This window comes from Gimesia alba, from assembly GCF_007744675.1.
Classification (GTDB): domain Bacteria; phylum Planctomycetota; class Planctomycetia; order Planctomycetales; family Planctomycetaceae; genus Gimesia; species Gimesia alba.
The window spans coordinates 2554006-2569550 of record NZ_CP036269.1 but is presented as its reverse complement, the minus strand read 5'-3'; the positions used below and the strand labels follow the sequence as shown (position 1 = coordinate 2569550).

The 15545-nt window shown below is 48.1% G+C and carries 1 protein-coding gene; it reads left to right on the top strand.

Translation table 11 applies throughout. The annotated features are described in order from the left end of the window. The first annotated feature begins 139 nt into the window (after positions 1 to 139). Positions 140 to 15535 carry a Calx-beta domain-containing protein gene (locus tag Pan241w_RS09585; RefSeq protein ID WP_198000435.1) on the top strand — a complete coding sequence of 5132 codons (15396 nt, stop codon included), beginning with the start codon at positions 140 to 142 and terminating at the stop codon, positions 15533 to 15535. Positions 15536 to 15545 lie beyond the last annotated feature (10 nt).

The window sequence follows — 15545 nt, the reverse complement described above, 5'->3', positions numbered from 1 at the left end:
GATCGCAAACCGTTGTCGTTCCCCGCGTAAACACAATCGCAAACTACAACGACGTCAATCACAAAACGTTTCCCTGTCTCGATCTTTCAATTCTGAAAATCGCCAGCTGAACACGATTGAGGCGCTGGAAGACCGGACGATGCTGACGTCGGAGTTTAGCATCAGTTCAGACTTCAGGATTGATGAAGGAGATTCCGGGGACACAATCGCTACATTCACGATCACGAGAAATGGGAGTTATGCCGGGAGTCTCAACTCAATCGCAACGGTGGATTTCCATACCGAAGACGACACGGCACTGTCCGCAGAGGGGGACTATGTCCCAGTCTCGACCACACTCACTTTTGGAGCAGATTCAACATCCCTGAAACAGACTCAGACCGTGGAAGTGATCATTAACGGGGATATTCTGGTCGAAGAAGAAGAGAAATTTAAGGGCATCATTTCGCATAACAGTTCAGGTACCACAATCCGAACCTCGACCGCGGATGAACGGATTGCGAACGACGACCAGGCACGGATTTCGATTAATGATGTGACCGTCAACGAAGCTGCGGGGACTGCAGTATTGACGGTATCGATCGATAAACCCGTAGATTCTTATTTATTAATTGATTATGCAACTGCCCCAGACACGGCAACCAGTGGCGATTTCTTGAGTTCCTCAGGAGACATTTATTTCGCGGCAGGAGAACAGTCAAAAACCATCTCCATAAACATTTTTAACGATGAACGCTTTGAATTTGAAGAGTCTTTTGAGGTTCATTTAACTGGTGTTCGTTCATACCGTTCCGATGTTTTCATTACTGACGATCTCGGAGTCGTCACAATTGAACCGGATTATGATTTCGTTCATCAGTTTGAACTGCAGTCAAAGCTCTTTTCGCCAGGAACTGCTGGTTCCTTTGATGAATATGGAAGATCATTCGATATTGATGATAACTCGATGATTGTCAGTAGCCGTGGCTGGGATGAAGCGGGAGAGAATATAGGTGCTGCCTTTGTATACACTCGAAACAACCAGGGAACTCCCACAATATTTTCCGATGACACCTGGGATTATCAGGCGACATTATTGCCTCCAGTTGGCTATACAACAGATGGTTTTGGATATTCAGTAGCCATCAATGGTAATACTGCAGTCGTCTCTGATTACCGGGATGATGAAGGCGCTGAAAACAGTGGTGCCATCTATGTCTACACACGTTCGAATAATGTCTGGACTTTTCAGCAGAAACTGAAAGCTTCAGAACCTCAAAGAGTCGCCGAATTTGGCCATGTACTGAAGATCGAAAGCGATATGATCTTCGTTGGCGTCGCCAATGCTAATGGTGAATTAATTCCCGGTTCCAGTTATCCCTATTCTGATCATGGCCAAGGTGCCGTTTATGTATTTTCCCGCTCTGGTAATACCTGGTCAGAGATGGCCAGACTCACTGCGTCAGACCCTGAGACATATAAACACTTCGGAGATTCAATTGATGTCGATGGCACGACGCTCGTCGTAGGTGCGGTGGCAGATTCAGATGATAATCTGCATTATAACAGTGGTGCAGTCTATGTATTCGATCTGCAGGACGGAAACTGGATCGAAGTCCAAAAGCTGAAATCTGATTCGCCTCACGATGGCGAATACTTCGGGAACAGTGTGGCTCTGGATGGAGACAACCTTGTGGTTGGCGCTGTTTTTCATGAGTCGTTCAACCCTGATACCGAGCAGTTAGATAACACCGGGGCCGCCTATGTGTTTACCAGAGTTGACGATGTCTGGCTGGAAACACAAACGCTGACAATCACACCCGATGTGTTTAACTCCTACTTTGGAACCTCTGTAGACATTCAGGGTGATTTGATTCTGGTCAGTTCAATAAGAGACCCGGCTTCTCACCTGATAACGGAAAATGGTGCCACTTACCTTTTCAGAAAAGAAAACTCAACCTGGGTGCAGGTAGACATCCTGAGAGATTTAGATCTGAATGATGATGCTTACTTTGGCCGAAAGATAGCCATCTCCCATGATTTGATCCTGATCAATGCGGTACATGATAATGAACAGGAGCAAGCGGCTGGATCCATTTACGTCTACCGCCCGACGGACCTTCCGACCATCTCCATTGACAACATGAGCTTTACGGAAGGTGATACGGGGTCGAAATACGTGACGATTGAGGTCACTCGCACCAGCACAACTCCCGGCGATTTGAGCATCCCTGCGCTGGTCCACTTCGCCACTATGGATGGTGATGCCAAAGTCATGACGGGGGACTATCTGGGAAATTCGGGAACATTGTCTTTTGAAGGTGATCCGGATGCGATTTTTCAAACGCGCACTTTCACGGTCCAGATCTTTGGTGACACCTTTGTTGAAAAAAATGAAACGTTTCTGGTCAAACTCTCAAATCCCCTGGGAAATGCCCGACTGTTAGACAAGACAGCGACCATCACCATCATTGAAGATGATCAGTCACTGGTTCGCATTGATGATGTCAGCTTACATGAAAATGAGGGAACAGCGACAATCTATGTGACGCTGGACAAACCAGTCGATGCAACGGTCAGTGTCGATTACAGCACAGCCAACCGTACTGCCTATTCCACTGCTGACTACATCAGCACATCGGGAACGATCACGTTTACCGCAGGCACGCAATCACAGGCCATCACAGTGCCGATTGTGAACAACAGCCAGGTGGAAACAGAAGAATCGTTTTATATAAACCTGAGCCATATTCAATCTGAAGGAGCCAATGTCGACTTCGGTGACAGTCAGGGCGAGGTCACCATCCAGGACGATGACCAGACCGTTATCCCGCTCCTGACGATCGAAGATGTGGCTGTGAATGAAGATGCGGGAACAGCGACGCTGAATGTCTCACTCAGTTCAGCCATTCCCACGACGGTGACGGTCGATTATATCACGGCCAACGACACCGCTGTCTCTCCCAATGACTACCTGGCCCGATCTGGCACAATCACGTTCAATCCCCTGGAAACAGCCAGAACAATCACCATACCCATTTTCAACTCGGATACAGTCGAAGCCGATGAAACGTTTTATGTCTTTCTGAGCAATATTCAATCAGGAGTTTACCAGGTTCTGATGAACGATGACCAGGCATTGGTCACGATTCTAGATAAGGACCGTCCGCGTCTCACAATCAGTGATCTCATTGTCAATGAATCCGCGGCAACCGCCACACTCTCGGTCAATTTGACGAAAGCACAGACCGAAGCATTTACCGTCGAATATGCCACAGAGGACGTTTCGGCCTATTCGACAACCGACTTTCAGTCTTCAACCGGCGTCCTGACATTTGAAGCAGGCGAAACCATACAAACGATTGATATTCCCCTCACCGATGATGATCTGGTTGAAGCTGATGAAACGTTTCTCGTCAACCTCTTCAATCTGCAGGACGGCTCGCTCAATGTAAGCATATTAGACAACCAGGCTCAGGTCATCATCCAGGACGATGACCAGGCCACCATCTCGATCGATGATATTACAGTACACGAAGATGCAGGCACAGCCACACTTCAAGTTTCGTTGAGTGCCCCAGTCAATGGAGACGTATTTGTCGATTTTTCCACCTCGGATCAGACTGCCACCAGTCCCGGTGATTATGCAGCCACGTCAGGCACACTGCATTTCAGTGCCAATGAGCAGACCAAAACCATTACCGTCCCGATCGTTAATTCGACGCCTCTGGAAGCGAACAAAACGTTCCTGGTCAATTTAAGCCACGTTCAATCGAACGGCTTGATCGTCACACTCGCAGACAATCAGGCCGAAGTGACTATCGTTGATTCCATTCCACTCAGACTGTCCATTGACGCTGTCACTGTCAACGAATCCGGGGGAACTGCAACACTGTACGTCTCACTCAATCAGTCGATTGACAGTGCCTTCAGTGTTGATTTTGATACGTATTCCCAGACGGCTCTTTCCACAAGTGATTATACTGACACATCCGGCACCCTTGTCTTTGCTTCCCACGAAACGACAAAAGCAATTACGATCCCCCTCATAAATGATGACGTAGCCGAACCGGACGAAACATTCCTGATCGTATTAGACAATATTCAATCAGCAGATTATCTGCTTGATTTCACGAACGATCAGGCAGTTGTAACTATCGTAGACGAAGATCAGCCCGAATTGACGATCGGTTCTGCTCCCGTATATGAAGAAGCCGGAACAGCAACTTTGACTGTCACGCTATCAAAACCACACGCCCAGCCATTCAGCGTTGATTACACCACCGCCGACAGCGGTGCTCAGGCCGGACTGGACTACCAGGCAACTTCCGGTACTCTTTATTTCGGTGTCGGACAGACTTCGAAAACCATTTCTATCCCCATCTTCGATGATGAACTGGTAGAAAGTTATGAATCAATTCTGGTCTGGTTGTCTAATGTGCAAACCGGAACAATTGGAGTGATCCTCGCAGACAACCTCGGATCAGTCACCATTCAAAAAAGTGAACAGGCCACCGTTTCCATTGAAGACCTCACGGTCAATGAAGGAGACGGAACCGCATTTGTGACGGTCTCTCTCGACCAGGAAGTTGAGAAAACTGTCACAGTGGCTTATACCACAGAAGACGAGAGTGCCACCAGCAGCGAGGACTATCTGTCCGCATCAGGAACAGTGACTTTCAATCCGGGAGAAACCACAAAAACCATTGAGGTCCCCCTGATTGATTCAAGCTTGGTTGAAGGTACCGAATCATTTGCAATTCAGTTGTCTGGAATCAACTCTGGCTTAGCCGATGTAATCTTCGCTGACGATCGTGCCAGTGTTACAATTCTTGATCAGGGATTACAATCCATTTTCAGTCTGACACCAACCAGCGTGCTGGAAGGAGCAGACGGAACACAAGCATTGACTTTCGAAATTACCCGGACAGGAGCTTCGCCCGGTGACTTGAATTTTGTATCGAGTGTCAATTTCTCAACCCTGGATGGTACTGCGATAGCGGGCATCGACTATACAGCACTGTCAACCACACTAACCTTCGCTGCTAGTGCCACGGGAATTACACAAAGCCAGACGGTGACCATCAATGTCCAGGGGGACCTGATCATTGAAGACTCAGAGACCCTGTTTGGTCAGCTGAGCAATCCCACGGGAGAAAGTATTCTTGCAGGAAACGTCGACACACTAGAGGCCACAGGAGAGATTACCAACGACGATCTGCTTGAGAACAATTTTGAATTTCAGGAGCCCTATTACCCGGAAGATATCCATGCCAATCATACCGGCTACGAGGCGGGAAATTCGATTGCAGTAGACGGGAATTACATGGTCGTTGGTGCCGAGGAGAAGCACACCATTTATGTCTACGCGCGTAATGATCATGGCACAACTGCTGACCAGTCTGACGATACCTGGGAATACGAAACCGTTCTAAACCCAACATCAACTCTTTATACGGATGGTTTTGGTAGATCGGTCGCCATCGAAGGTAATACCATCATCACAGGAGCTTACGACGATAATGGAGGTACAATCTATGCTTTTACAAAATCGGGAGACGATTGGGTAACCGAAGCGCCCCAGATCGAGCGGATCAGACTCTCTGGATTGAGTTACAGCGCTCACCTTGGTTACTCGGTAGCCATCGACGGCAATACCATTGTTGCGGGCGCTACTGGAGTTTCGACAGGAGGAGCCGCTTATATTCTGGAGAAACAGGGAAATTCCTGGACGACTCCCGCGGTTCGAAAATTACAACCTGCTACACTCTCTTCAGGAGATCAGTTTGGGAACTCAGTTGCGATTGAAGGAAATTTGATTGTCGTCGGCGCCTATGGAGATGACGAGAATGGACTCACCAGTGGCGCTGCGTATGTTTATGCCAAATCAGGTTCGAGCTGGATCAGCAGTTCAATCCATGAAACCAGACTGACCGCTTCCGACGGTGAGATCTACGACGAATTCGGAGGAGCGGTCGCAACCAACGGTTATGCTGTTTTAGTGGGAGCCATCAGAGGCGGCGCCTATTTATACGAGAGCAATGGTTTTCTTGCTAATTCTTATGGCCCCTATGAATTGAAATTTACTCCCCATCTCGACACTATTTCAACCACGCTCTTCGGGTATTCTGTCGCGATCAGTACCACAGGCCTTCTGATTGGAGCGACCGGAACCGTGCTGCCTGATAACGAGAATGCGATTACCGGTGCCGCATTTTATTACGAGTTTGCAGGCTACTGGTCTAACAGTGCACTGAAACAGAGAGTAATTTCGGTTGACACCCAAGACAGGGAACACTTCGGTTCAGCGGTTGCCCTTGACGGAACAACTATTGCGGTCGGTGCCACAGGCGCCGACATGGATGGTATCGACAGTGGTGGTGCTTACGTATTTTACGGGCCAGACTATACCAACAAGAGCTATGGGGAATTTCATCTGAATAGCGAACTGCCCCCCGGAGGCCCTCTCACGGCATCGAATGTGGAGGATTTCTACGGTCACACTCTGGCCATGAATGACGACTACCTGATCGTAGGGGCTCCCGGAACGGATTCGACTCTTGCTCCCGGAGGAGGCGTTTATATTTATGCAAAAAACGATCACGGCACGCCTGATTTCGATTCCGATGACAGTTGGATTTACGAAACCACACTCTCTGGCCCAAACCCTGAAGAACTCACCCTGTTTGGATCCAGCATAGCCATCTTTGGTGACACAATTGTCGTCGGAACCTATACAAAATCAGGGCAGTACGAAGTCTTTATCTATGAAAAGAATGGTTCAGACTGGACCACAACGCCCCCGACAGTCACTTCCCTGTTTGACACCGTATCCCGGACAGTCAATATCGATCTGAACAACACATATGAGGATCTGATTGCCTTCACAGGTGATACGATTGTCATCGGAAACCCTGAGGGAGATGGCGTCGAGGCAAATTCGGGAGTCGTCTACGTCTACACCAGAAATGGTACTGACTGGTCCAGTCTGGCGCCGGAAGAATCGATACTGTATGCGACCAATGGAGCAACAGACAGAGAATTTGGAGCTGCCGTCGATATTGATGGAGACACGATTGTCGTTGGCACCCCGGGATGGCTCAATGGCTGGACTGTCTACGTTTACGAAAAACAGACCGACTGGAACGATGCTGTTGAAACCAGCCTCTATAATTCCACAGTTTATACTGGCGGAGGTGAATATGGTTCTGCTGTCGCCATTTCCGGAGACACGGTGTTTGTTGGTTCCCCGAGAAGCATTGAACAGAGGGCCGATAGCGGTGCTGTCTATATTTTTGATGGATCAATGGGCTGGGAGAATGCAGAGGAAATTGAATATCTCCCGACGGCTTGGGATAACTTCTACGGATACGGCAAGAAACTCATTGCAGTGGACAATACCCTGATTGTTGCATCAACACACGGCCCCACCTTTTTTTATGATGGGTCAGCAGGTTGGGAAACACAAAACGAATCCGTGGTTTATTCACCATCATACTACTCAAGTGGATCAACTCGAGATGATCAAAGCATTGCCTATTATGGCAATCACCTGATCACCGACGACGATATCCCGATATACGGAACACCTCTACCTGAAGATGATCGGAAACGCGTCACTCGTATCAACGCATATACGAGACCGGTCCCCACCTTCATCATCGACAATACCGAAATTGTTGAAGGAAATGATGGCACCCAGACTCTGAACCTGACCGTAACCCTGGGAGGATTAACGTCCGATCTGTACGATCAGAACATCACCATCGATTATACAACGCTCGATGGAACTGCCACCACGGCATCCGGCGATTATCAGGCACAGACGGGTACATTAAGCTTTAATCTTGCAGCGGGAACTGCGACTCAAACCAGAACGATTTCCATTCAGATCAATGGCGACGAAAAAATAGAACCCCATGAATACTTCTCAGTCATCCTCAAAAACCCATCGATCAAAGCACTGATCCCACGTGAAAAAGCGACTGTCACAATTCGAGATAATGATACAGCGTTCTTGAACATTTCCGACACGACAGCCTATGAAGGGGATGGAACAGCCACACTGACTCTCACGCTCGATAAGGAAATTGAATACCCATTTACAGTAAACTATTACTTTCATTCCGGTACTGCCATTCTTTTTAACGATTTTCAACAGGCAGACGGCTCGGTCACTTTTAATCCCGGAGAGTTATCAAAAACCTTCACCGTTCCGATCGTTGACGATGATAAAGTAGAGTTGGATGAAACGTTCTGGGTGAACATCGTGGCCGATGTATCGCCGACTGACCTCCAATTCACTAATTCCACAGCGGACATCACTATTGTGGATGATGATCAGGCCATAGTTTCAATTGACGACGTGAGTGTCGATGAAGAATCAGGTACTGCCAGTCTTGTTGTCTCACTGGATAATCCAGTTGATGGAACCATCACAATTGACTACGCCACCACAGACCAGACCGCACTTGCCGGTGAGGATTACCAGGCTACATCCGGCACACTGACCTTTAATCCGGGCGAGCAGTCAAAAACAATTATCGTTGATCTCATCAACTCCGATCTGCTCGAAGTCGATAAAACGTTTCTTGTCAACTTGTCTAATCTTCAGAACTCGGGGCTGGATGTGATACTGCCAGATAGTCAGGCAGAAGTCACCATTCTTGATTCAGATCAGCCATCCCTTTCGATCAACGATGTTGTGATCAATGAAGATGCAGGAACCGCGACCGTCACCGTTTCGCTCAACCAGGCATTGAGCTCTGCTTTAACAGTTGACTTCACAACCGCTAATGACTCGGCTGCCAGTCCATCTGACTATCAGGCGCTTTCAGGAACATTAACCTTCAATCCCGGCGAAACCAGTAAGTCAATCAATATTTCGATCATCGATTCTGATGTCGTAGAACCGAATGAAATCTTCCTGATCAATCTGACGAACCCTCAGTCCAGCGAGTACCAGATCACGCTTTCAGATAGTCAATCTGTGGTCACAATTCAAGATGATGACCAGAGTACAATCTCAATCAATGACGTTACGATCAACGAGAATATGGAAACGGCAACACTCACCGTCTCACTCGATCACGAGGTTGAGGCACCCATTTCAATCAATTACAGCACAGCTGACGGGTCTGCGTTGAGCAGCTCAGACTATCAATCTACATCAGGTATCCTGGCATTTGCTCCTGGCGAGACTTCTAAAACAGTCACCATCTCAATTCATGATTCCGCTCTGGTTGAAATGGACGAAACGTTTTTTGTCAATCTGTCGAATCTTCAAGCGAATGGTGCCAATGTAATTCTCGCTGATACTCAAGGAGTCGTCACAATCCACGATGACGACCAGGCCAGCATCTCGATTAACGATCTATCCGTTGATGAAAATGCCGGTACCGTGGCCCTCACAGTATCACTCGATCGCCCCGTCGACACTACGGTCTCTGTCGACTTTGAAACGCTAAACGGAACGGCTCTCAATGCTTCTGATTATACGACAACCTCGGGAACGCTGACGTTTAATCCGGGCGAAACCACGCAAACCATCACTCTGACAATCATTGACGATGGCCTCACCGAATCACCGGAATCATTTTTCGTCAATCTCACCAACCTGCATGCCAATGGCTTCAACGTGGCCCTTGGAAACGATCAGGCGGAAATTACGATCACAGATGATGACCAGGCAATCCTCTCAATCGATGATATTGTGGTCAACGAAGATGTCGGGACTGCAACTCTAACGGTCTCACTGGATCATATTCTGGAAACAGCCGTTTCAGTCGATTACCAGACTGTAAACGGAACCGCCGTTGAAAATTTGGATTTTCTCTCCAGCACCGGAACTGTGACCTTCAATCCCGGTGATGTCTCTCAGACGATCACAGTCTCCATCATCAACTCGGACACTGTGGAACAGACTGAAAGCATGCAGGTTCTGCTGACCAATCTTCAGGTAGCAGACAATCTGGTCAGTATGCCAGATCCCCAGGGTGAGATTGAGATCCTCGATGATGATCAGGCGACAATCTCGATTGATGATGTTTCAGTAAATGAAAATTTGGGATTCGCAGAACTCACTGTTTCGCTCAGTCAGGCAGTCGACAACTTAGTGACTGTCGACTTCTTCACCAGCCAACAGAGTGCATTCTCTGGTGTTGACTATGAACACTCTGCAGGCACACTAACCTTTAATCCCGATGTACTCACCCAAAAAATCACGATCAATCTGGTCGATAATGAACTAGTAGAGATTGATGAAACGTTTCGAGTATTTCTCAACAAGCTTCAGTCAAATAATTCAGATGTAATTTTTGTTGACGTAATAGGCCAGGTCACAATTGTGGACGATGACCAGGCGACAATCACGATTGATGATGTCTCAGTTGATGAAGACGCGGGGACTGCGGTATTAACAGTTTCACTCCCTCAGATTGTAACGACTCCTGTTACCATTGATTACTCAACATTCAATGGTACTGCAATCAGTGGATCAGATTATTTGGCTACTTCAGGTACGCTCACTTTCAATTTCCGTGAGCACACGAAAACAATTACCGTCAGCCTCATTGATCTTGATCGCGTGGAAGCAGACGAGACCTTTGGGGTTAATTTGAGCAACATCCAGTCTTCTACCGCAGATGTCGTTTTCGCTGATAATCAAGGAGAGGTTACGATTGTTGACGATGATCAGGCTACGATCTCAATCAATGACGTCACAGTTAACGAAGCTGCGGGAACCGCTACAATTTCCGTCTCACTCAGTCAGGCTGTCGATACCGACATCAGTCTTAATTATGCCACGACAGATCAGACAGCCTTTGATTCAGTTGACTACCTCAGCAAATCAGGAAATGTCACTTTCTATTCCGGTTCGAAATCTCGAAACATAACAGTCGATCTTGTTGATGATCAATTCATAGAATTGGATGAAACGTTTTTCGTTGATCTCAGTAATTTTAATTTCAACGGATTCGATGTAATAGTCTCTGACCATCATGCAGTAGTCACAATTCAGGACAACGACCTCGTCGACTACGAATTCAAGTCTAAACTACATGCAGTCAATCCAGAAGTGAATAATGATTTATTCGGTTCTGATGTTGCCGTCGATGGTGACACCATGATTTCAAGTGCTCTCTACTGGGATGCGGACCAACCCAATCAGGGAGCCGCGTTTATCTATGTACGAAATGATCAGGGAACCCCCAATCATCCAGAGGACGATACCTGGGAATACCAGGCAACGCTACTGGCTCCCAACCCTGCCGTAGGCGATTCAGACCGATTTGGTTGGAAAGTCGCCATCAGTGGTGACACCGCTGTTGTAGGGGCGCCATACCAGGATGGAAGTGGGGTCAACAGTGGATCTCTCTATGTCTATACGCGATCAGGAAATACCTGGAGTTTTCAGCAGGAGCTCTCTGTTCCGGAGACAACCGACAATGATTATTTTGGTAATGTGATTGCCATCGAAGGCGATACAATTGTTGTGGGTGTGCAATCCACTGATAATTTCACTGGTGCCGCATATGTCTTTAATCGAGCCAATGGAATCTGGTCCAAGTCAACCACCTTAGTTGCAGAAGATGCAGATGAGAATGACTACTTTGGTAATGCAGTCGACATTGAAAACGCGACAATCGTCATCGGCGCACGCCATGACTCTGAAACGATTTCCCAAAGTGGAGCCGTTTATGTATTTAATTTCGAAAATGGTATCTGGTCGCAAACGCAGAAGATCAAGGATTCAACCCCTGGATTTCGGCGAGAATTTGGTGTCTCTATCAGTCTGGAAGGAAACGATCTGTTAATTGGTTCTTCCTCCAACCGCGATCTGTCATACAGTAGTGGTAAAGCTGACCTTTATACATTCGATCCAGAGAACAATCTTTGGAATCATTCCCAGACTTTAACGGCATCGGACGCTGCTCATAATTCACATTTTGGTATCGATGTCCTTATCAAAGAAGATCTCATTTTGATCGGAGCGGTTTACGATCCTGCAAGTAACAATTTCGATCCCTATAGCAGCTACACTTATGGTGCAGTCTATGTCTTCGAAAAAGAGAACTTGAATTGGGTGGAACAGCAAAAACTGGACCCTGCACAATCAGTCAAAGGGGATAGCTTCGGGCGTGAATTTGACCTCTCCAACGGATCTATCTTTGTAAGCTCGAATTTAGACGATGATGAATTCGAAAACTCTGGATCGGTCTACGTATTTGGACCTAAAAAATTACCTGAAGTTTCAATCGGAAATTTGATTGTCTCAGAAGGGGATAATGGATTACATACAGTCAGTGTTGATGTAACACGAACGGGGACAAATCCAGGTGACTTAATTATGCCTGCCTCTGTCGATTTCCAGAGCATTGATGGTACAGCAACCGTTTCCGCAGGTGATTATCAAGTCATTTTAGGAACAATTAATTTTGGCAGTGAAATAACATCTTTAACTCAAACGGAAACCATCACCTTTCAGGTTTTTGGTGATACACGTGTCGAATTTGACGAAACTTTTGGTATCGAACTATCGAATCTAACGGGGTATGCACAACTCACTCAATCAATGAGTACCATTACGATTCAAAATGATGATCAGGCTGCGATCTCGATCGATGATGTGACCGTCAATGAAGCTATGGGTACCGCCACGCTGACAGTATCATTGGATCAACCATTAAACACAAGTATCAGCGTAGACTTCGCTACCGCCGCCAACAATTCGGCAACGAGCACGTTCGACTATCTCAGTACATCTGGCACTGTGACCTTCAATGCCGAAGAGCAGACGAAAACCTTCACCGTCTCGATCATCAATTCTGATCTTGTGGAACTGGATGAAACCTTTCTGATCAACCTGACTAATCTGCAGGCAAACGGCGCAGATGTCATTCTGGGAGATGACCAAGCGACCGTCACCATCACTGATGATGATCAGGCCAGCTTAACTATCGATGACCTGACGGTTGATGAAAACGCAGGCACCGCGACACTCACCGTCTCACTGGACTCGCCCGTTGATACCAGCGTCAGCGTGGACTACACCACTGCCGACCAGACTGCTACCGCTCCCGATGATTTCACCAGCACCAGCGGCACACTGACCTTCAATCCGGGTGACCAGTCCCAGACAATTGTCATCTCGATCACCAATTCAGACCAGGTCGAACTCACTGAAACATTCCTGGTCAACCTCTCGGGAATTCAGGCCAATGGACGTAATATATCCTTTGCCGACGATCAGGCGCAGGTTACGATTCACGATGATGATCAGGCGACAATCTCAATCGATGATGTGACGGTCGATGAAAACACGGGTACTGCGATGCTCACCGTCTCGTTGGATTTGCCCGTTGATACCACCATCAGCGTGGACTATGCGACTGCTGACCAGACTGCTGCCGCTCCCAATGATTTTACCAGCACCAGCGGCACACTGACCTTCAATCCGGGTGACCAGTCCCAGACATTTGTCATTCCGATCACCAATTCAGACCAGATCGAACTGGATGAAACGTTCCTGGTCAATCTGACCAATCTGCAGGCAAACGGCGCTAACATCATTCTGGGAGATAATCAGGCAACCGTCACCATCACAGATGATGATCAGGCCGCAATCTCAATCAATGATGTGACCGTTGATGAAAACGCAGGCACCGCGATACTTACCGTCTCGCTGAATTTACCCGTCGACACAGCTATTAGCGTTGACTATACCACTGCCGAGGGGACCGCCAGCAGCCCCAATGATTACACCAATACCAGCGGCACACTGACCTTCAACCCCGGTGACCTGTCTCAGACAATTGTCATTCCAATCACCGATACGGACCAAATCGAACTGGATGAAACATTCCTGGTCAATCTGACCAATCTGCAGGCAAACGGCGCAGACATCATTCTGGGAGATAATCAAGCGATCGTTACCATCACAGATAATGATCAAGCCGGCATCTCGATCGATGATGTGTCCGTCGATGAAAACGCAGGCACCGCGACACTTACCGTCTCGCTGGACTCGCCCGTCGATACCACCGTCAGTGTGGACTTCGCCACCGCCGACCAGACTGCTGCCGCTTCCGATGATTACACCAGCACCAGCGGCACACTAACCTTCAACCCGGGAGATCAACAAAAATCGATTACAGTCTCCCTCGTTGATTCCGATCTGCTCGAACCGGATGAAACATTTCTGGTGAATCTGTTCAATCTCCAGGCTGACGGCCGCAACGTGACACTGACCGACAGTCAGGCGGAAGTCACAATTCTCGACGATGAAATTGCCACGGCAGAGATCAATGTGCGGGTGGTGAATACTCCGACAAGCACCCAGCCCAACGGAGAAGCAGCTGCTCTTCCGGAAAATCAGAACTGGATCAGTGAATGGTCGACCTACTGGGTCGAAATCTGGATCGATGCTCATAACCCGACTGAGCAGGGAGTCTTCTCTGCCGCTTTAGACTTCAATTACACCACCGAATATACTTCAGCCACAGAGATCCAATTTGGAGCCGCCTTTACGCAGAACCAAACCGGTGTGATCAACGATCAGACGGGAACCGTCGAAAGTCTGTCTGCAGAAACGAACGCCTCAAGACTGGGAGCCAAGAACCAGCTTCTCTTTGCCCGCATCAAATTTGAACCGCTGGCTGATGACCAGGTCGCCCTCGATCTGTCAGGCAAAAGTATTGGTCCCCATGACCTGGGTCTTGGCGTCAGTTCAGCGCAAGTTAATTTAGAAGGCAACATCCCTGCAACGACGAATCCGGGATCCTTCAACGGAGCCAGCATCTATGCAAATCCTTTAGACTTTGATGACAATGACGCCATCAATATCCGCGACCTTATCATCTTTATCAACGTGTATAACAGTGTTCCCAGTACATCGAGTTCCGACTATTCCTGGTTCGCAGACCTTGATCAAAACGACCATGTCAATATCCGGGATCTGATCCTGTTTATCGGCAACTATGGCAAAAACAAGTCAGGCTCTTCCCCGGTCAACTATCCTGACAATTACCCCGATGACTGGAATGATTTACTGACCGTAGACGCAGAGACAGAACCGCCGTCCACACCACAGACCATCTCACAATCAACGGCGGAAACGGCGCTGGAATCTGTCGTCGAGCAGGTCAGCCCCGCGCTCTCAGCCAGTGAGAGTGAAACGCTCGAACAGATCGACATCCAGGTTGTCGATCTGGAGGGAGACACGTTAGGCCGTGCTGCTGCCGGCACAATCTATATCGACGTCAACGCCGCCGGTTATGGCTGGTTCGTCGATACCACACCCACCGACCATAGTGAATTTGCCGGGTCCAGCGAACTGACGTTGATCGCGTTACCCGACAGCGAAGCGGCTGGACAGATCGACCTCCTGACCGTCATCCTTCACGAACTCGGACACATCCTGGGCTACGAACACGAAAACGAAGGCGTCATGCAGGACGGCCTCGCCCCCGGCGTTCGCAACCTGCCGACATGGGGTGAAGATCTCGATGACTTCTTCTCAGACCTGACTGATGACACCGAAATGTTGTTCTTTTAAAACAACAGAG

Coding starts and splice junctions, on each gene's coding strand:
- Pan241w_RS09585 (WP_198000435.1), top strand. CDS start 140: ATGCTGACGTCGGAGTTTAGCATCAGTTCAGACTTCAGGATTGATGAA.